The following is a 19,990-nucleotide window of genomic DNA, read 5'->3' as shown; positions in this document are numbered from 1 at the left end:
AGCAAGTTCCTTCGCGCAGTGAGGTGATCATGACCAGCGTCGTCTGTTCCACCGCCCGACCGCTGGCCGACCCGGCCGCACCCTACGACCTCGCCGATCGCTACCGCTCCGGCGCGGGCCCGGTGCTGCTGACCGGGGTCCAGGCCATCGCCCGACTGATGGTGGAACAGCACGTGCGCGATATCCGCGCCGGTCGCCGCGTCGCCACGTTCGTCTCCGGCTACCAGGGCAGCCCGCTGGGCGGGGTGGACAAGATGCTGCTCGGCATGCCGGAGGTGCTCACCGAGCACGACATCACCTTCGTCCCCGGATTCAACGAGGAGCTGGCGGCCACCTCGGTCTGGGGTAGCCAGGCCGAGCTGCCCGCCGGACGGCCGACCCACGACGGCGTGGTCGGCGTTTGGTACGGCAAGGGCCCCGGCGTCGACCGCGCGACCGATGCCATCCGGCACGCCAACATGTACGGCGTGAACCCACGCGGCGGCGTGCTGCTGCTGGTGGGCGACGATCCGGCCTCGAAGTCGTCGACCGTGCCCGCGGTGAGCGAACGCTCGCTGGCCGCCATGGGCGTGCCGGTGCTGTTCCCGCGCAATGCCGAGGAGATCATCACCCTGGGTATGCAGGGCATCGCGCTGTCGCGGGCGTCGGGCTGCGTGGTGGCGTTGAAGATCGTCGCCGATGTCGCCGACGGCGCCTGGACGGTCGACGCGGGCGTGGCCGATCTGCCCGTGACAGTGCCCGAAGTGCATTGGGAGGGAAAGCCTTTCGTCTACCGGCAGCGGCCGATGGCGGCGCCGACAGACAGCGTGCTCGCCGAGGCGGACCTGTACGGACCGCGCTGGGCGACGGTGCACGCCTACGGCGCGGCCAACGCTCTCGACGTGATCGAGGTGGACCCAGCCGAGGCGAAGGTGGGGATCGCGGCCACCGGCACCACCTTCGACGCCGTCCGCCAGGCACTGCTGGATCTGGGTGTCGACGACGCCACCCTGCACCAGGCCGGAATCCGGTTGCTGCGCATCGGCATGCCGTATCCGCTCGGCTCGGCCGCGCTCACCGAGTTCGCCCGCGGGCTGGAGCAACTGATCGTCGTCGAGGACAAGACCGCGTTCGTCGAAGCCCAGGTCCGCGAGATCCTCTACGGCACTCCGGACGCGCCGCGTGTGCTCGGCAAGCAGGACGAGCGCGGCGCGCGACTGATGCCGGTGGACGGCGAACTCACCGCGGGACGTCTGCTCGCCCCGCTGCGCCGGGTGCTGCGCGGGCGGGTCGAGCTGAAAAGGGCGGCGCCACCGGCACTTCCGCTCGAAGTCCTCTCCGCCAAGCGGACCCCCTACTTCTGCAGCGGGTGCCCGCACAACCGCTCCACCGCCATACCCGACGGCTCGATCGGCGGCGGCGGCATCGGCTGCCACACGCTGGTCACCATGTCCGGGCGCACCGACAGCGCGGTCACCGGGCTGACCCAGATGGGCGGTGAGGGCAGCCAGTGGATCGGGCAGGCGCCGTTCACCGACGTACCGCATCTGTTCCAGAACATCGGCGACGGCACCTTCTTCCATTCCGGTCAGCTGGCCGTGCAGGCGTGCGTGGCGGCCAAGGTGAACATCACCTACAAGCTGCTCTGGAACGAGGTCGTCGCGATGACCGGCGCCCAGGACGTGGAAGGCGGGATCACCGTCGCGCAGCTCACCCACAAGCTCACCACCGAGGGCGTCGGACAGATCATCATCTGCGCCGACGAGCCGAAGCGCCACCACAAGCGGGCACTGGCCAAGGGCACACTGCTGTGGCATCGCGACCGGCTCGACGAGGCCCAGCGGATGCTGCGCGAGATCGAGGGCGTCACCGTGCTGATCTACGACCAGCACTGCGCCGCCGATGCCCGCAGGCAGCGCAAACGCGGAACGCTGCCGGTCCGCAACACCAGGGTGGTGATCAACGAGGCCGTCTGTGAGGGCTGCGGCGACTGCGGCGCCAAGTCGAACTGCCTGTCCGTGCAGCCGGTCGAGACGGAATTCGGGCGCAAGACCCGCATCGATCAGACCTCGTGCAACACCGATTACAGCTGCCTGGACGGCGATTGCCCGTCGTTCGTGACGGTGGAAGTGGTGCCGGACAAGCGCAAGGCGCAGCGTCGCGAGACCGCGGAGCCGCCGGTAGTGGCCGATCCCGGCACGGGCGCGCCGACCCGTACGCAGAACGTGCTGATCGCCGGCATCGGCGGCACCGGCATCGTGACGGTGAACCAGGTGCTGGCCACCGCCGCCCTGCGCGCCGGATACGAGGTGGAGAGCCTGGACCAGATCGGCCTGAGCCAGAAGGCCGGTCCCGTGCTGTCGCACCTGCGGTTCTCCGCGACGGAATTGGAGCCTGCCAACCGGCTCACCCCGGGCAGCGCGGACTGTCTGCTCGCCGTCGACCTGCTCACCGCCACTGATCCGAAATACCTCCAGTACGGCGATGCGGCGAGCACCACGGCCGTGGCCTCGACGAGCCAGACCCCGACCGGCGACATGGTCTTCGACAAGTCGGTGGCCTACCCCGCGACGGAAACGCTGCTGGAACGCCTTGCCACGGTGACGAATTCGATCACTCACTTCGACGCGCTCGCGGCGGCGCTGACCCTGTTCGGGAACACCGCGGCGGCGAACTTCCTGATCGTCGGCGCGGCGGTGCAGACCGGCGGGCTGCGACTGCCCGTCGCGGCGATCGAGGAAGCCATCGGGATCAACGGTGTCGCGGTGGATGCCACGATCGCGGCGTTCCGGTGGGGGCGCGTGGCCGTCGCGGATCCGGCGGCGTTCGCTGCGGCAGTCGACCAGAAGCGCGCACGGCGAACTCCGGTAGTTCCCGCGGAACTCCTGGCACACACCAACTTCGACGGCGAAGTGCGTCGGCTCGTGGAACTGCGGGCGGCTCAGCTGATCGGCTACCAGAACACCGCAGTGGCCAAGCGCTACATCGAGACCGTCGAACTCGCCTGGTCTGCGGACCGGACCATCGGCGAGCGCACCGAGTTCAGCGAGGCGGTGGCACGTGGGCTGTACAAGTTCACCGCCTACAAGGACGAATACGAAGTGGCCCGACTGCTCGTCGATCCGGAGTTCCTCGACGAGGTGCAGGCGCAGGTGCCGGGCGGCGAGAAGCTCACCTACAAGCTGCATCCGCCGATGCTGCGCGCAATGGGCCGCAGCAAGAAGATCGGGCTCCGGCCGAAATCGCATGTCGCGCTGAAGGTTCTGGCCAAGGTCAGGTTCCTACGCGGTACGAAGCTCGATCCCTTCGGCTACGCCCACGTCCGCAAGGTCGAGCGGGAACTGCTGGCCCATTACACCGACATGGTGCGCCGACTGGCTGACGACCTGACCGCCGAGAACTACGACAGGGCCACCGCGGCCGCCGCGCTGACCGATCTGGTGCGCGGCTACGAGGACATCAAACTCGGCAACGTCGAGCTGTACCGCGCCGGACTGCGCGAGCTCGGCATCGAGTACTGACCGAAACGTCACACCGCCGCACACCCGCGGCATCACCAACACCGCCGTACCCGGGCACGACCCGTGGTGCGCGGAAACCGGAAAGGAAATCGACAGTGACCGTTGTGCACACCGAGGCAGGAGTCTTCGGCCGATCGCACGAGTTGAGCGCCCGCGCCCACGAGCAGGTCGTGTTCTGCGAGGACGACAGGTCCGGGCTGAAGGCGATCATCGCCATCCACTCGACCGCGCTCGGCCCCGCCCTCGGCGGTACCCGCTTCTACCCCTACGCCGACGAATCCGCCGCTTTGCAGGACGTCCTGCGACTGTCGTGGGGCATGACCTACAAGGCCGCGGCGGCGGGGGTGGATCTCGGTGGCGGCAAGGCGGTGATCATCGGCGATCCGGCCACCATGAAGAGCGAGGAACTGCTCGCCGCCTACGGACGCTTCGTCGAAACCCTCGGCGGGCGCTACATCACCGCCGGTGACGTAGGCACCAACACAGACGATCTGGACGTCATCGGCAGGCACACCCGCCATGTCACCGGCCGCAGCGTCGCCGCGGGGGGCAGCGGTGACAGCGCTCGACTGACCGCACTCGGCGTGTTCCACGCGATGCGATCCGGTGCCGAATTCGTGTGGGGCGCACCGACGCTGGCCGGTCGTACGGTCGGCGTCGAGGGCGTCGGCAAGGTCGGCCGCGAGCTCACCGCGCTGCTGCTCGCCGACGGCGCCGAGGTCTGCGTGACCGATGTGAACGAGGCGGCGCTGGCCCGCATCACCGACGAACTGCCTGCCGTGCGGCTGCTGTCGGCGGTGTCCACCGCACCGGTCGACGTGTACGCACCGTGCGCCATGGGCGCCACGCTCACCGCGGCCGGCGCCGCGACGATCGAGGCGAAGCTGATCTGCGGCGCGGCCAACAACCAACTCGCCACCCCCGAGGTCGAGCAGGCGCTCACCGAGCGCGGCATCATCTGGGTGCCCGATTTCGTCGCCAATGCCGGTGGCCTCATCCAGGTTGCCGGTGAACTGCGTGCCGCCGCGCCTGCCGAGGTCGAAGCCGAGGTCGCCGACATCTACCCGCGCTGCCGCGAGATCATCGCCGCCGCGGTCACCGAGGGCATCGGGACCGGCGCCGCCGCCAACCGATTCGCCGAGCGCCGTCTCGATGCCATTCCGAGGTCGCTCTGATGATGTCGAAGAGCGGACTGTTCCGCACCAAGTCCGTCGAACAGTCGATCCGCGACACCGACGATCCGGATGCCAAGCTGCGGAAGGATCTGACGGCCAAGGACCTGACGATCTTCGGTGTCGCGGTGGTGATCGGCGCGGGTATCTTCACCCTCACCGCACGCACCGCGGGCACGGTGGCGGGGCCCGCGGTGTCGCTGGCCTTCGTCTTCGCCGCGATCGCCTGCGGGCTCACGGCCCTGTGCTACGCGGAGTTCGCCTCGACCGTGCCGGTGGCGGGCAGCGCGTACACCTTCGCCTACGCCACCTTCGGTGAGGTGATCGCCTGGATCATCGGCTGGGATCTGATCCTGGAGTTCGCGCTGGCGGTATCGGTGGTCGCCAAGGGCTGGTCGCAATACCTGGGCGAAGTGCTCGGGTCGTCGGCGCCGGTGATCCACCTCGGATCGGTGACCTTCGACTGGGGCGCGGTGCTGATCATCGCGGTGGTCGGCGTGCTGCTGGCGACCGGGACCAAGTTGTCGTCGCGGGTCTCGGCCATCGCCGTCGCGATCAAACTGGGTGTGATCGCGCTGGTGCTGGTCGTCGGCGCGACGTACTTCAAGCCGTCGAACCTGACGCCCTACATCCCGCCCGCGCAACCGTCGGAGAAGGCCGAGGGTATGCATCAGTCGCTGTTCGCCTTCCTCACCGGATCCGGTGGCACCAGCTACGGCTGGTACGGACTGCTCGCCGCGGCCAGCCTGGTGTTCTTCGCCTTCATCGGCTTCGATGTGGTCGCCACCACCGCCGAGGAGACGCGCAACCCACAGCGCGACGTCCCGCGCGGCATCCTGGCCTCGCTGGCGATCGTGACGGTGCTCTACATCGCGGTCTCGGTGGTCCTCACCGGCATGGTGTCCTACACCGAACTCGCCGACGGCAACGCCACGCTCGCCACCGCCTTCGCCATCCAGGGCGCGACCTGGGTGAAGAACATCATCGCCATCGGCGCGCTGGCCGGGCTGTCGACCGTGGTGATGGTGATGTTCCTGGGCCAGACCCGGGTGCTGTTCGCCATGGCCCGCGACGGTCTGCTGCCCCGAGGTCTGGCCAAGACCGGTAAGAAGGGCACACCGGTTCGGCTGACCGTGCTCGTCGGCGTGGTCTGCGCGCTGCTGGCCGGATTCGTCGAGTTCGGCACGCTGGAGGAAATGGTCAATATCGGCACGCTGGTCGCGTTCGTGATGGTGTCGATCGGGGTGCTGGTGCTGCGCCGGACCCGTCCGGACCTACCGCGCGGATTCCGCGTCCCGTTCGTACCGGTGGTTCCCATCCTGGGCGCCCTGGCCTGCCTGTGGCTGATGGTCAACCTCTCGATCGAGACCTGGCTGCGCTTCGTGATCTGGATGGCACTCGGTGTCATCGTCTACTTCGCGTACGGTCGCAGGCACTCGATCCTCGGTCGCGGACAACCAGAACCCGCGGAGCCGGAGTTGACGCCGGTCAGATAACCGAAACCCACTGCACGCTCACCGGGGTCGGCGCTCCCACCGGATCGCCGACCCCCGAGTGTTCCGGAAACCGTTCGGTCAGAACGCGTTCCGGGCATCGATGTCGACCCGTCCGACCCGAGGGCTGATCGATTCGCGGCCCGCGATCGACGCGACATCACCGACGGTTGTCGCGACCGTGGTGCACCGCACCAGCATCTCGGGGATGCTCACCTCATCGATATGGCGTTGGTACCAGCTCACCAGTGCCGACAAAATGCCCAGCCACACGTCGGCGAGGATCTCGCGGTCGGTCGGATCCACCGGGCCCCGAGGACCGAGCAACGCCAAGGTTCCGTCCATCGCGAGTGCGCGGATCGACGCGCGATAGGTCAGCGCTGCCCGCCCGCCGGCCGTGGTCTCCAGCACCGTCGTGTCATGGAGCAGTTCCCAGTCGTATCGCCGGTCACGCAGTGATTCGAAGATGCATCGGAGGGTGTCGGAAGCCATGTATTCGGCCGGACTGGTGGCGAGCACTCCGGTGATCGCGGTGACCAGCACCTCACCAGCCTCTTGCACGCACCGCAGATGCAAGGCGTCCTTGCTGCCGAACAAGCTCAGGATCAACGCCTTGGAAATGTCGGTCTCCGCGGCGACAGCCTCCAACGACGTTCGCCGATATCCGTCGGTGCCGAAACGGAGCGTGGCCGCGGCCAGTATTCGTCGCTCCCGTTCCTGACGGGGCACCCCTTTGGTCCCCGAGCCGGTTGCCTGACGCACCGGCACAGCTTACAGTCGAGCCATTAATATGACCGTGTGGTCACATCGGTGGCGAGAACAAGAATTGATCGAAAGGCGCAACCCGGTGACGTATACGGTGCAACCGCAATCCAGCTATTTCGAACGGGTCGGTGCGCACAGCTTCGTACCGACGGTTCACGCGAGAGGGGCCTGGGCCGTCGATGAGCAGCACTTCAGCCCGCTCGGCGGGCTGCTGGTCCACGAGATCGAACGAGTGCGAGCCGACCAAGGACGAGCCGAGCTACTGATCAGCCGCTTGAGCTTCGATATCCTCGGCCGAAACACGTTCGAGCAGTTCGAAATTCACGTCGAGACCATCCGGCCGGGTCGAACGATCGAACTCGTCGAGGCGACGGTCACCATCGCGGGCCGTGCCACCGTGTCGGCGCGCGCCTGGCTGATGACGGCCCAGGACACCTGCGCCGTCGCGGGCGGAGAGCCGGACCGACTTCCCGCGCCGGAATCGCTGTCGCCGTGGCCGCTCAGTTCCGTGTGGCCCGGCGGATATGTCGCTTCACTCGAGACTCGGCCGGTCGGGATCCCCCAGCCCGGACGGACCACGGCGTGGCTGTCCACACCGCTCGATCTGGTCGCGGGCGAAAAGACCAGCGCCCTGGCATCGTATGTAGCCCTGGTCGACACGGCCAACGGCATCGCGGTCCGCCAAGAACCCACCAAATGGATGTTCCCCAACCTGGACCTGACCATTCACCTCTACCGTCAACCCGAGGCGGGGTGGACGGGCCTCGACACCAACGTCACCTTCGGCCACACCGGCCAAGGCATCACGAGCACCGTCTTGCACGACATCCGCGGTCCCGTGGGGCGTGCCGAGCAGATCCTCACCGTTCGACCACACCCTGACAACGAGAAGTAGCCCCCGATGTCACAGCGTCAGCTGGTCGGCGGCGGACGTGAGCAGGTCGATGAGGTCGCGGTCGTGCACAGGCAGGCGGCCGGTCTTGCCGATCGCGGCCAGGGCGCCGGTGATAGTGCCGTCGGCGGTGCGAATCGGGACGGCGACGGCGCTGCGGCCGAGGCGGCATTCGTTCACCTCGATGGCGACAGCGTCTGCGGCGACTCGGCGTAGATCCGCAGCGAGGTCCGCGGCATCGGTGATGGTGAAGGTGGTGACCTTGCGCAGGGTCGCCTCGGCAGCGAATTCGGGGTGCCGCACCATCAGTATCTTGCCGATCGCGGAGGCGTGCGGAAAGGCGACCAGCACCTTCTCACCACTCAGCTCGTGGTCAGGGTCCTTGTCGATCATCCTGATCCGACCGCCGACGAAGGAGGCGAGATGGATGCCGAAGCGCAGCTGGGCGCGCAGTTCACCGAGGACCCGGTGATTGCCCGGGGCAGGCTCGGGACCGGCCGACCCGGCGAGTTCGCGGGTACGGCGGCCGAGGGCGAAGCCGGACAGGTCCTCGATACGCACCAGGTAGCCGTCGGCGACAAGGAGATTCAGGAGGCGGTACGCGGTCGCGGGGGCGATGCCGGTCTGCGCGGCGATGTCTTTCGCGGTGGCCCCCGAGCCGAGTTGCGCCACCGCTTCGAGTAGGGCGAGGGCCTTCTGGACAGCCCTCGGCTCGTGCCCGGTCGGGCCGTCGCGGCGGGTCGTCGTCGTCACTGTTCGCCGCGGTCCGCCCCTACCAGGGCCATCGCGCCACGGGCGTTGACGGCGAACACCCCGGCGCCGGGCAGCACATCAGCGGATTCGGGACTGTCGAAAACGCCCATGGCCGTGAGGGTTCGGGGATGGGCGTCCCGGAGATATCGATACCAGGCGGCACCGACCAACAGCACCGCGAGCACCGTCGCGGGCGCGACCAGCACACCGTCGCTCGCATCCGACACCGTCAGACAGAGCAGCACCGCGGCGAGCACGCCGCTGCCGACCCACCCGGCGAAACGGTCGACCAGGCTCAGCTCGCGAATACGGCCGAGGAACAGCACAGCGCCCACCGCGACCAGGATGTAGGACAGCGCGAGCGCCGTGCGCAGGACGGTCTTGACCGCGGCGGGCACACCGTCGAGCGCGACGAAGCCCGAACCGACCGTCGCGACGATTCCGACGATCACCACCAACGCCACGTGCGGGGTCCGCATTCGCGTACCGACCCGGCTGAAAAGGCGCGGCAGCACACCCTCCACGCTCATCGAATACACCAATCGCGACGCCGCGTTCGACGAGGCCATCGACGATCCGAGCCACGAGCACGTCAGCGCCGCGTCGAGCAGGATCACCACGAGCAGACTCGACCCACTCGCCGTCCCGTGCAGATACGCGTTGACCACCGCTCCCGCATGTCCGGACCAGGCCGCCCACGAGGCGAAGATGAACAGTGCCCCGCACAGCACCGGGGTGAGCATGACGGTGCGGGTAACGGTGACCAGTGGACGCCGCGTTTCCGGTGCGAAGAAGGTGGCGCTCTCGAAGCCCGCGAGCGCGAACAGCGCCGACATCGTGATCGCCAGCACCGCGGGAACATTCGGTGCGGTCGGCGTGATCGCGACGGCGGGCCCCGATACCAGCATGAGGCCGATGATGAAGGCCAGCGAACATGCCTCGACCGCCAGAATCGCGATCGCGGCGAACCGCACGCCACGCACGAGCACCGCCCCGACCAGCACCGCGATGCCGAGGTAGACGGCCCCGATCTGCCAGCCGCGCACCGTGATTCCCAGTTGCGCCGCCAACGCGAGCGCGGTCTGCGACCCGTGATACATCGTCAAAGACGCACTGCCCAGATACTTCACGAGCATTCCGACACCACACGTCAGCGCCGCACGCGGTCCCGCACCATGGCTGACGAAGGTATACAGGCCGCCCGCCGCGGACAGACGCCGGGTGAACTGTGCGACGCAGAACGCGATCAGGGTGACGACCAGCGTGGCCACGATGATCGTCACCACCCCGGGCAGCAGCGTGTCGTGGGTGAGCATGGTGACCGGCAACAGCACCATCGATGCGGCGGGCGCGGTGGTGGCCACCGACTGACCGAGCAGCGCCACCCCGGACAGTTGTCTGCGCCCGAGCGCGCGCAACGGCGACACGGCAGGACGCTCGGGTTCTCCCGCCGCGAACGACCGCGCGACCGCGTCGGCCAATGCCGTCACCACACACCTCCCAGTTTGTCGGTGCGGGCGAGATTAACCAGAGCTGGTTTCGGGGGTATTGCGGGCGCGAGTCATCCGATGGACACCGAGCGAGAAAATGCCGACGCCGATCTCACTCACCGATCGGTGAACGTTTTCCACGGCGTAGCGGCACCGACCCACCCTCGACGGACGCTGTCGCAGAACGGATATCGCGGCGGACGGAGCTTCCCATGGCAGTCACCAGAAGATCATTCATGCACAGTCTCGGCATCACCGGTGGTGCCGGTCTCGCCTACGGCGCGATGTCGACCCTCGGCCTCGCGCCCGCGGCGGCGCAGGTGTCGTTCCGCTCGCCCGCCATGGGCGACCTCATCGGCAAGGCCGACGGTGGCGCGAAGGTGGCGATCCTCGGCGGCGGGCCCTCGGGGTTGTGCGCGGCCTACGAGCTGGGCAAAGCCGGCTACGACGTGACCGTGCTCGAAGCCAGGAAGCGAGCGGGCGGGCGGGTGTGGTCGGTGCGCAACGGCACCACCGAAACCGATCTCAACGGCGAGACCCAGAGTTGCACCTTCGCCGAAGGGCACTACTTCAACCTGGGTGCCACGCGGATCCCACAGAGCCACATCACCCTCGACTACTGTCGCGAACTCGGTGTCGAGATCCAGCCGTTCGGCAATCAGAACGCCAACACCCTCGTGAACTACCAGAGCGGCACCTCGATCTCCGGTCAGTCGGTGCAATACCGCGCAGCCAAGGCCGATATGTACGGCTACATGTCCGAGCTGCTGCAAAAGGCGGCGTCGCGTGGCGCACTCGACGACGTGCTCTCCGGCGCCGACAAGGAGGCGCTGTCGTCGTTCCTGCGCGATTTCGGTGACCTCTCCAGTGACGGCCGCTACCTCGGTTCGACCCGGCGCGGCTTCACCTCCGAACCCGGTGCGGGCCTGAACTTCGGCGAACAGCCGACGCCGTTCCCCTTGTCGGACACGATCCGCAGCGGCCTCGGCCGCAATTTCAGCTTCGAATTCGGCTACGACCAGGCCATGATGATGATGACCCCGGTCGGCGGCATGGACCGCATCTACACCGCCTTCCAGCGCGAAATCGGTAAGGAGCGCATCCATTTCGGCGCCGAGGTGTCGGCGATGAAGAACACCCCCGACGGTGTGCGGATCGAATACACCCAGGACGGCACGAACAAGTCCCTCGATGCCGACTACTGCATCTGCACGCTGCCGCCCAATCTCGTCGGTCGCCTCGCCAACAACCTGCCCGCCGACGTGCTCACCGCGCTGAAGACCGCGATCCCGGTGTCCTCCGGCAAGCTCGGCATCGAATACTCGCGCCGCTGGTGGGAGCTCGACGACCGGATCTACGGCGGCTCGAGCAATACCGACAAAGACATCGCGCAGATCATGTTCCCGTACGACCACTACAACGGCGACCGTGGCGTGGTGGTCGGCTACTACAACACCGGCAAACGTCATCAGGCCTTCGAATCGCTCACCCACCGGCAACGTCTGGCGAAGGCCGTCGACGAGGGCGCGGCGATTCACGGCGACAAGTACCGCCGCGACATCACCTCGTCGTTCTCCGGCAGCTGGCGGCGTACCAAGTACTCCGAGGGCGCGTGGGTCGGCTGGGCGGGCAGCAATTCCCACGGCGGTGAGGCCACCGCCGAGTACACCAAACTCCTCGCCCCCGTGGAGCGCATCTACTTCGCCGGCGACCACCTGTCCAACGCGATCGCCTGGCAGCACGGCGCCTTCACCTCCGCCCGCGATGTGGTGACCGCGCTGCACGCCCGCGTCGCCGCCTGAATTTCTCACCCCGACAAGGAGTATCGACCATGAAGACGACGATCACCCTGGCCGTGACGACCCTCGCGGCGCTCGCCCTCACCTCCTGTTCCGCCGACCCGGTCGAATCGAAGCCGACCGGTGCGCCGAGTACGTCGGTTCTCGAAGCGGGACAGGCGAATCCGATGATCGCCCAGGGGGTGACGATCGCCGCCGACGCCGCCGTCTACAAGACCAGCGGCCTCGGCCCCACCGCGACCAACAAGGCGGCCCCCACCGGCAGCCCCGAATCCTTCATCGACACCGTGCAATTCGCGAACGCGAAGCTGCCCGCCGGCGTCACCGTGACCGAAGCGCAGGGCATGTCGGTGCTTGCCAGAATTCAGGAGAATCTCGAAGCACAGGGCCTGACCCTGGACAACGTGATCACCATGCGTGTGTTCCTCGACAACGCCCCCGGCACCGACCGCGCCGACTATGCCGGCTGGAACCGCGCCTACCGTCAATTCTTCGCCAATACGAATCTCACCACCGGCGACACCGAGCTGGTCCCCCTCGGCATCGCGGCACCGGCCGCACCCCTGGTCCGCAACGCGGCACGGCCGAGCCGCTTCGCCCTGGAAGTAGCGAGTCTGCCGGTGGCGGGGTGGTTGGTCGAAGTCGAAGTCGACGCGGTGTACCCGGCGGGTAAGTGAGTCGGCGCTCCTGACGAATTCCCTGGTCAGGGTCGCGTCCGGCTCGTGCGATAGCTCACGTTCCGGCAGCCTGTGGCACTGAGTGCCAGCCCGGGTGAAATAATCCCCGGGACAGCCAGGGCAATGCGATGTTGGGAGTTCGGCAATGGAGTTGATCGGTGTAATCGGCGGCGGCACGATGGGTGCGGGTATCGCGGAGGTGTGCGCCAAGGCGGGCAGCTCGGTGCTCGTGCTCGAGACGAAGCCGGAGTTCGCCGAGGCGGCGCAGAACCGGATCGCCACCTCGATCGCCCGCGGCGTCGCCAAGGGCAAGATCACCCAGGACGAGGCCGACGCCGTGCTCGCGCGGGTGCGCGTCACCCTGGACATGGACGAGTTCGCCGATCGCGACCTGGTGATCGAGGCGGCGCCGGAGATCGAGGCGCTCAAGTACGAGATCTTCGGCAAGCTGGACAAGATCGTCAAGCCCGAGGGCATCCTGGCCACCAACACCTCCTCGATCCCCGTGATCAAGGTGGCGGGCGCGACCGAGCGGCCCGAGCGGGTCGTCGGTGTGCACTTCTTCAACCCCGTGCCGGTGATGCCGCTGGTCGAGATCATCTCGACCCTGGTGACCGCACCGAAAGCGGCCGCGGCCGTCACCGACTACGTGAAGAACACCCTCGGCAAGATGGCCGTGCAGGCCGGTGACCGCTCCGGGTTCATCGTCAACGCGCTGCTCATCCCCTACCTCTGTTCCGCGATTCGGATGCTCGAGTCGGGCTACGCCACCGCCGAGGACATCGACGCGGCGATGAAGGGCGGCTGTGGCTACCCGATGGGTCCGCTGACGCTGCTCGACACCGTCGGCCTCGACATCGCCCTCGCGGCGTCGGAGTCGCTGTACGCGGAGTTCGCCGAGCCGCACTACGCGCCGCCGGCACTGCTGCGCCGGATGGTGGACGCGGGCCGACTCGGCCGCAAGACCGGGCGTGGGTTCTACGACTACGCGAAGTGATGCGCTGTCCCGCAGGAGCTCGTGCTCCTGCGGGACGCCTCAGATGTCCTGGATTCAGGCCCGCGCCAGGTTCTCGGCATCGGGCGCCGGGAAGAAGCCGATGTCGATGTAGTGGTCGAAGTAGCGGGCGATGACCTCGGCGTCGACCGCGGGGAACTCGATCGGCAGGCCGCGGAAGGGCTCGACCGGGGCCGATTCCACCTCACTCAGCACCGCCACCGGGTTCGCCTTGGCGAGGGCGGCCGCGTAGTTGCCGCTCAGCGCGGAAGCCCGAGCCAGGATGGGGTCCGCGTCCGGGCGTTCGGCGGCGGTGGAGAGCTGAAGGCCGAATTCCATCGGGTCGATGAAGTCGAAACGGTAACCGCGGCTGCGGATTTCCTCGTAGACGACCTGCAGCGGCACCTGCGCACCAGCGGCCCGGAAGATATTGCCGATGGCCGCCGCCTGGCGGGATCGGCTGACGATCCCCGCCGCGACATGGTCGACCGGGGCCATCTCGATGGCGATCGCACGCACATCGACAGCCACCCCGAGCACCAGCATGGACCGCAACATCGTCCACCAGGCGTCTTCGGACGGGGCCACGCCCGTGCGGGAGTCGCCGGTGATCAGGCCGGGGCGGTAGACGGCGATGGGAACGCCACGCTCGATCGCGGTGTGCACGAGCTGCTCGGCGACCCACTTGGTCATCGCGTAACCGGGCAGACCGGCGGGCACACCGTTGGCCTGCGGTACCCCCGCCAGCACCGACAGGGTCGACACATAGTGGATCGGCTTGACCCGGGTGGTGGTGGCCAGGCGCAACACCTCGGTGGTGCCGCCGACATTGGCCGCCCGCATCCGCGCATACGGTTCGAGGTGGTTCACCAGCGCGCCGTTGTGATAGATCGCGTCGGCCCGTGCGGCGAGTTCGGCGAAGCGCAGCGGGTCCATGCCGAGGTTCGGTTGCGCGAGATCGCCTGGGACACCGACGATTCGGTCGACGTAGGGCGTCAGGTCGATGCGGTACTTCGCGGCGGTCGAGACGATGCGGTCCACCGCGCCCGCGTCGTCGGTGGCGCGGACCAGGCAGTGGATGGTCGCGGAGGTCTGATCCAGGAGTTCACGCAGGAGGAAACTGCCGAGGAATCCGGTGGCGCCGGTGAGCAGCAGGGTGGCCGGTTCGCCGACTCGCTGCGGTGCGCAGCCGGTGAGGTCGATCGACGGGTCGAGGATCGCGTCGACGGCCGGATCGGGCCCGGCGGCCGAGGCCGAGGACTCGTCGCGCAGGGCCAGCGCCAGATCGCTGACCAGCGGATAGCTGAACAGCAGGCGCAGCGGCACCTCGATGCCCAGTTGCTCGGCGAGGGTGGCGCGCACCCGGATCGCCGCGAGTGAGGTGCCACCGAGCACGAAGAAGTCGTCGTCGCGACCGACCCGTTCGAGGTCGAGAACCTCGGCGATCGCCGTCGCGACGATCTGCTCGTCGGCGGTGGCCGGTGCCTGGTATTCGCGGATCTCCACGGCGGGCGCGGGCAGTGCCTTGCGATCGAGCTTGCCGGTCGCACCGAGCGGGAACTCGTCGAGCACCAGCAGGCGGTGCGGAATCATGTACGGGGGCAACAGGGTTCGGATGGTCGCCAGCACCTCGGCGGTGTTCACCGCACCATCCAGGGGTGTCACGTAGCCGACCAGCTGCTCGTGGTGCACCGCCACCGCCGCACCCGCCACCGCCGGATGTGTGCGCAGCGCCGCCTCGATCTCACCGGGTTCGATGCGCAGGCCGTGCAGTTTGAGCTGAACGTCGGTGCGGCCCAGGTAGGTCAGGTCACCGGAGGGCAGTCTGCGCACCAGATCGCCGGTGCGGTACATGCGTTCGCCGAGGGGACCGTACGGGTCGGCGACGAATCGTTCCATCGTCTTGTCGGGGCTGCCGAGGTAGCCGCGGGCCAGTTGCGCACCGGCCAGATACAGCTCTCCGGGCGTGCCGACAGGGACAGGCCGCAGTCGCGCGTCGAGCACGTAGGCGCGGGAGTTCCAGTGCGGCAACCCGATCGGGACGATGCCATCGCCCACCTCGGTCACGTCGGCGCCGGTGATCGACACGGTGGCCTCGGTGGGGCCGTACAGGTTGTGCAGACGGCCCGCGGTGACAGCGGTGAAGCGTTCGATGGTGGCGTTCGGCAGTGCCTCACCGCCGACCCATACCGCGCGCACCGACCGCAGGGTGCCGCTAGGTGCGGAATCCAGGAGCATCTGGAGCACCGAGGGCACGATGGTGGTGCCGGTAACGCGGTGGCGAGCAATGAGTTCGGCGAGATAGGCCGGATCGGTCAGTCCCTGCGAGGCGGCCACGATCATGTGCGCGCCCGCGCGCAACGGGGTGGCGAAACCGATCATCGAGGCGTCGAAAGTGAACGGAATCGACTGCAGGACAGTGTCGGACTCCCCCACGCCGTATTCGCCGACCATGAACGCGGCCTGGTTGACGATCGCCGAATGCGGTACGCCGACGCCCTTCGGCTTGCCCGTCGAGCCGGACGTGAAGATCACATACGCCAGGTCGAGGGTGTGCAGCGGGCGCAGGCGGTCGGCATCGGTCAGCCAGGTGTCCGAGAAGGCCGACAGCGCGACCCGGTCCACCGACACGACCGGCAGGCCATCGGCTTCGATCGCGTCGGCGGTGGTGGTCAGCAGGCACACCGGCTGCGCGGCGGCGAGGATATCGGCGCGTCGTTCGGCGGGTGAATCGGGATCGAGCGGCACGTAGGCGCCGCCGGCCGCGAAGACCGCGTACATGGCCACGACGAGCTCGATCGACGGCCGAATCGCCACGCCCACAGTGCTTCCGGGGCCGACGCCGTCGGCGACGAGCAGCCGGGCCAGTTGGTTGACGCGCCGGGCCAGCTCGCCGTAGCTCAGCGTCACCTCGCCGAAGGTGACCGCGGGCGCGTCCGGACGATGCTGTGCACGGGTCCGGAATTCGTCGAGCAACGTCGAGTCCGCGACGGGCCGGAGTTCGCCCGAGGGCTCGGTCAGCTCGGCGGCCGTCAGCAGCGGCAGGTCGCCGACGGGCCGGTGCGGAGCGGCGACGGCCGCGGCGAGCAGCCCGGCCAGGCGGGTGCCGAGCGTCTCCATCGTCGAGGCGTCGAACAGGTCGGTGGCGTAGCGCCAGGAGCAGCGCAGACCGGCGGGCCCATCGCTGTCCTCGAGCGGAACGACGGTGAGCTGCAGGTCCACCGGCGCGGCCTCCTCGCCCAGATCGACCGCCGACACCGTCAACTCGGGCAGCTCGAGGCGGGTGGCGCCGAAGTTCTGGAACGACAGCGCCACCTGGTACAGCGGGTGATGGGCCTGGGTGCGCGGCGGATCCAGTTCGGCGACAAGCCGTTCGAAGGGCACATCGGCGTGGGCGAAGGCGGCCAGATCGATATCGCGGACCCGATCGAGCAGCGCCGCAAAGGATTCGGCGGCGTCGATGCGGGTGCGCAGGACGACGGTGTTGACGAACATGCCGACGAGATCGTCGAGCTCGGGTTCACCACGGCCCGCGACGGGAGCACCGACGGTGACGTCCTCGGTACCGGCGACCCGCGCCAGCAACACCGACAGCGCGGCACGCACCACCATGAACAGCGAGGCGTTGTGTTCGCGCGCAAGGGTTTCCAGTGCGGTGTGCACCTGCGCGGAAACGGCGAAGTCCTGTGCGGCACCGCGGGTGCCCGCGACCGGTGGACGCGGCCGGTCGGTGGGCAGCTCGAGCAGAGCAGGGGCACCGGCGAGGGCGGTACGCCAGAACCCGAGCTGCGCGGCCAGCAGTGAGCTGGAATCGTCTGCCGCGCCGAGCATTTCCTGCTGCCAGAGCGTGTAGTCGGCGTACTGCACAGGCAGCGGCTCCCAGCCCGGCGCGACGCCGCCGGCACGGGCGGCATAGGCGGTCATCAGATCGCGCGTCAGCGGGCCGAGTGAGAAGCCGTCGGTGGCGATGTGGTGCACCACGACCGCCAGCACGTGGTCGGTCGCGGAGAGCTGGAACACGGCCGCGCGCACGGGAACTCGATGGCACACATCGAACCCGCCGAAGGTCAGCCGGGCCAGTTCGCTCGGCAGGTCGGATTCCGCGATCGGGTCGACCACCACGTCGAGACCGGCCTGCGCCAGGGGCAGCACCTGCTGGAAGCCCGCGCCCTCGTGCTCGGGGTACACCGTGCGCAGCACCTCGTGCCGTTCGAGCACGTCGTCGAGCGCGGCGGTGAGCGCGCCGGTGTCGAGTCGGCCGGACAGGCGCAGCGCGACCGGGATGTTGTAGGCGCTGGATTCGGGATCCAGTCGCGCCAGGAACCACATGCGCTGCTGGGCGAGCGACAGCGGGACGTGCACACCACGTTCACGCCGGGTCAGCGGCACGCGCACGGACGATTCACCGACCAGCGCGTCGAGCGCGGTCGCCAGCTCCGCCACCGTGCCGTGTTCGAAAACGGTGCGGGCAGGCACTCGCACACCGACCGCGGCACCGAGGCGACCCGCCAGCTGGGTGGCGAGCAGTGAATTGCCACCGAGGGCGAAGAAATCGTCGCCGCGCCCGATCGGGTCCGCGCCGAGCAGCTCGGCGAAGACCGCCGCCACCGTGAGTTCGGTGGCGCCGCGCGGCGCGACGAACTCGCGCGCGACGAGTTCCGGCGCGGGCAGTGCCCGGTGATCGAGCTTGCCGACCGGCGTCAGCGGAACCTCGTCGAGCACCACGATCGCGGCGGGCACCGCGTGCTGGGGCAGGTGCTGCTCGGCCAGCCTGGTCAGCGCCGCCGTGTCGATGGTGGCGCCCGCGGCCGCGACGAGATAGGAGACGAGCGCGCTCTCACCGCTGGGCAGCGTTCGGATGAGGGTCGCCGAGAAGCGCACCGTGTCGTCGGCGGCGAACAGCGCGTCGATCTCGCCGAGTTCGATGCGGAAGCCTCGCAGTTTCACCTGCGCGTCGGTGCGGCCGAGGAATTTCAGGCCGACCCCGCCGGGCACCGGAACCCATTGCACCAGGTCACCGGTGCGATAGAGCCTGCCGCGACCGAGCGGGTCGGCCACGAAACGGCTCGCGGTGAGCCCAGCCCGGTCGTGATAGCCGCGGGCCAGACCTTCGCCCGCGAGGTAGAGCTCACCGGGCACACGGTCCGGAACCGGACGCAATCGGCCGTCGAGGACCAGTGCCGTCATTCCCGGGATCGTGTCGCCCATGGTGATCACGTCGTCGGCGGTCAGTCGATCACTCATCGCGCAGACGATGGTGGTCTCGGTCGGGCCGTACACATTGAAGAACGCGCGGCCGGGCGCCCACTGGGCGATCAATTCGGGCGGATAGGCCTCACCGCCGACGGCGAGTGCGGTCAGCTCCGGCAGGGCCGCCGCGTCGAGCCCGGCCAGGGCCGCGGGGGTGATGAAGGCGTGGGTCACGCGCTCGGCGCGCAGGAGTTCGGTCAGTTCGTCGCCGCCGTAGACATCGGGCGGCGCGATCACCATCGTCGCGCTCGCCCCGATGGCCAGGAGCATCTCCAGCATGCTGGCGTCGAAGCTGGGCGAGGCGAAGTGCAGGGTGCGTGAGTCGCCGGTGATACCGAAGCGGCGGACCTGCTCGGCGCACAGCCCGGCCAGGCCGGTGTGGGTCACCGCGACGCCCTTAGGCACGCCGGTCGAGCCGGAGGTGTAGATGATGTAGGCGAGATCGTCCGGGGAGAGCCTGCGCAGGCGTTCGTCCGCGCTCACGGGTTGGTCCGACATCGCGGCCGACTCGGCGTGGAACTCGTCGGAATCGAGGGAAAGCCACTGGATTCCCGCGTCGAGACGCGCCGCGTCCGCCGCCTTGGCCAACCCGAACCCGGCACCGGAATCAGCGAGCATGTGGGCGACTCGTTCGGCCGGGTAACGCGGATCGACCGGCACGAAGGTGGCCCCGGTCTTGGCCGCCGCCCACACCGCGACCACGGACTCGATCGAGCGGGTCAGCGCGAGAACGAAGCGGTCACCGGGCCCGAGGCCGCGCGCGATCAGCACCCTGGCCAGGCGCGAGGACCACTGGTCGAGTTCGGTGTAGGTGAGGGTTTGCCCGTCGAACCGCAGCGCGGGCGCTTCGGGGGCGCGCTCGACGGCGGCCAGCAGCAGCCGCGGCAGCGTGGACGACACCGGTGCACGGCGAACTCGGCGCGTGGCTCGTCGGCGGACGCCAGGAGCTTGCTCAGTCACCGGAAACGCTTCCCTTCACCATGGATCAACCATGCGATCGCACATCTCTAACGTCGCCTGGACTTTCGGCTACACGGGGGTATCGGAAAAATCCTGCGTGACGGTACCGCAAATATCTCATCAATTTTGTTGTGGTGGCAATTTGGTCGTTTCAACTCACAAAACCCAGGGTATAGCCGACTGGACAGTTTGTTACACAGCTCATACGCAGGTCATACGCAGGGCGAATGATCTTCGAGCGGACA

11 protein-coding genes are annotated in these 19,990 nt (G+C 68.3%); 7 read left to right on the top strand and 4 right to left on the bottom strand.

The window, feature by feature from the left end; all coding sequences use genetic code 11:
- Positions 1–29: 29 nt before the first annotated feature.
- The 3 genes from IBJ82_RS00695 to IBJ82_RS00685 all read left to right on the top strand — a co-directional run bounded on the left by IBJ82_RS00695 (position 30) and on the right by IBJ82_RS00685 (position 6,168).
- Positions 30–3,500, top strand: a complete 3,471-nt coding sequence (locus tag IBJ82_RS00695; RefSeq protein WP_194824040.1) for an indolepyruvate ferredoxin oxidoreductase family protein — start codon at positions 30–32, stop codon at positions 3,498–3,500.
- A 95-nt stretch (positions 3,501–3,595) separates the two neighbouring features.
- Entirely contained in the window at positions 3,596–4,675 is a 1,080-nt protein-coding gene (locus IBJ82_RS00690; RefSeq protein ID WP_194824039.1) for a Glu/Leu/Phe/Val dehydrogenase, read from the top strand.
- Complete coding sequence (locus tag IBJ82_RS00685) at positions 4,675–6,168, top strand: APC family permease (protein ID WP_194824038.1); 1,494 nt, start codon at positions 4,675–4,677, stop codon at positions 6,166–6,168. The genes IBJ82_RS00690 and IBJ82_RS00685 overlap by 1 nt, the downstream gene beginning before the upstream one ends.
- 78 nt (positions 6,169–6,246) lie before the next feature.
- On the opposite strand, the gene IBJ82_RS00680 is transcribed toward IBJ82_RS00685, so the two are convergent.
- Positions 6,247–6,927 (bottom strand): TetR/AcrR family transcriptional regulator, encoded by a 681-nt coding sequence (locus tag IBJ82_RS00680; protein ID WP_194824037.1) that lies wholly within the window; start codon positions 6,925–6,927, stop codon positions 6,247–6,249.
- 85 nt (positions 6,928–7,012) lie between these two features.
- Between IBJ82_RS00680 and IBJ82_RS00675 the strand changes: the two genes are divergently transcribed.
- Positions 7,013–7,825, top strand: a complete 813-nt coding sequence (locus IBJ82_RS00675) for a thioesterase family protein (protein WP_370585082.1) — start codon at positions 7,013–7,015, stop codon at positions 7,823–7,825.
- Between the two features lie 9 nt (positions 7,826–7,834).
- Here IBJ82_RS00675 and IBJ82_RS00670 read toward each other — a convergent pair whose 3' ends face one another.
- Positions 7,835–8,575 (bottom strand): helix-turn-helix domain-containing protein, encoded by a 741-nt coding sequence (locus tag IBJ82_RS00670; RefSeq protein WP_194824035.1) that lies wholly within the window; start codon positions 8,573–8,575, stop codon positions 7,835–7,837.
- A complete protein-coding gene (locus tag IBJ82_RS00665) occupies positions 8,572–10,065 on the bottom strand; it encodes an APC family permease (protein ID WP_194824034.1) in 1,494 nt (497 codons plus the stop codon). The genes IBJ82_RS00670 and IBJ82_RS00665 overlap by 4 nt, the downstream gene beginning before the upstream one ends.
- A gap of 236 nt (positions 10,066–10,301) precedes the next feature.
- Here IBJ82_RS00665 and IBJ82_RS00660 point away from each other — a divergent pair, with 236 nt between their 5' ends.
- The 3 genes from IBJ82_RS00660 to IBJ82_RS00650 all read left to right on the top strand — a co-directional run bounded on the left by IBJ82_RS00660 (position 10,302) and on the right by IBJ82_RS00650 (position 13,538).
- Complete coding sequence (locus IBJ82_RS00660) at positions 10,302–11,867, top strand: FAD-dependent oxidoreductase (protein WP_194825088.1); 1,566 nt, start codon at positions 10,302–10,304, stop codon at positions 11,865–11,867.
- Positions 11,868–11,896: 29 nt separating this feature from the next.
- Entirely contained in the window at positions 11,897–12,541 is a 645-nt protein-coding gene (locus IBJ82_RS00655; protein ID WP_194824033.1) for a Rid family hydrolase, read from the top strand.
- 145 nt (positions 12,542–12,686) lie between these two features.
- Positions 12,687–13,538: a 3-hydroxybutyryl-CoA dehydrogenase gene (locus IBJ82_RS00650; RefSeq protein ID WP_194824032.1), complete on the top strand. Its 852-nt coding sequence runs from the start codon at positions 12,687–12,689 to the stop codon at positions 13,536–13,538.
- Between the two features lie 54 nt (positions 13,539–13,592).
- Here the strand turns inward: IBJ82_RS00650 and IBJ82_RS00645 are convergent, their stop codons facing one another.
- The gene (locus tag IBJ82_RS00645) at positions 13,593–19,745 is read right to left on the bottom strand and encodes a non-ribosomal peptide synthetase (protein WP_194824031.1); all 6,153 of its coding nucleotides are present in this window, start codon (positions 19,743–19,745) and stop codon (positions 13,593–13,595) included.
- Between the last annotated feature and the right edge of the window lie 245 nt (positions 19,746–19,990).

Source organism: Nocardia sp. XZ_19_231 (assembly GCF_015355705.1).
Classification (GTDB): domain Bacteria; phylum Actinomycetota; class Actinomycetes; order Mycobacteriales; family Mycobacteriaceae; genus Nocardia; species Nocardia salmonicida.
This window is presented reverse-complemented; position numbering and strand designations above follow the sequence as displayed.

What these genes read in the sequence shown, in the direction of transcription:
- IBJ82_RS00660 (WP_194825088.1), top strand. Translation starts at nt 10,302, where the DNA reads ATGCACAGTCTCGGCATCACCGGTGGTGCCGGTCTCGCCTACGGCGCG.
- IBJ82_RS00650 (WP_194824032.1), top strand. Translation starts at nt 12,687, where the DNA reads ATGGAGTTGATCGGTGTAATCGGCGGCGGCACGATGGGTGCGGGTATC.
- IBJ82_RS00655 (WP_194824033.1), top strand. Translation starts at nt 11,897, where the DNA reads ATGAAGACGACGATCACCCTGGCCGTGACGACCCTCGCGGCGCTCGCC.
- IBJ82_RS00685 (WP_194824038.1), top strand. Translation starts at nt 4,675, where the DNA reads ATGATGTCGAAGAGCGGACTGTTCCGCACCAAGTCCGTCGAACAGTCG.
- IBJ82_RS00695 (WP_194824040.1), top strand. Translation starts at nt 30, where the DNA reads ATGACCAGCGTCGTCTGTTCCACCGCCCGACCGCTGGCCGACCCGGCC.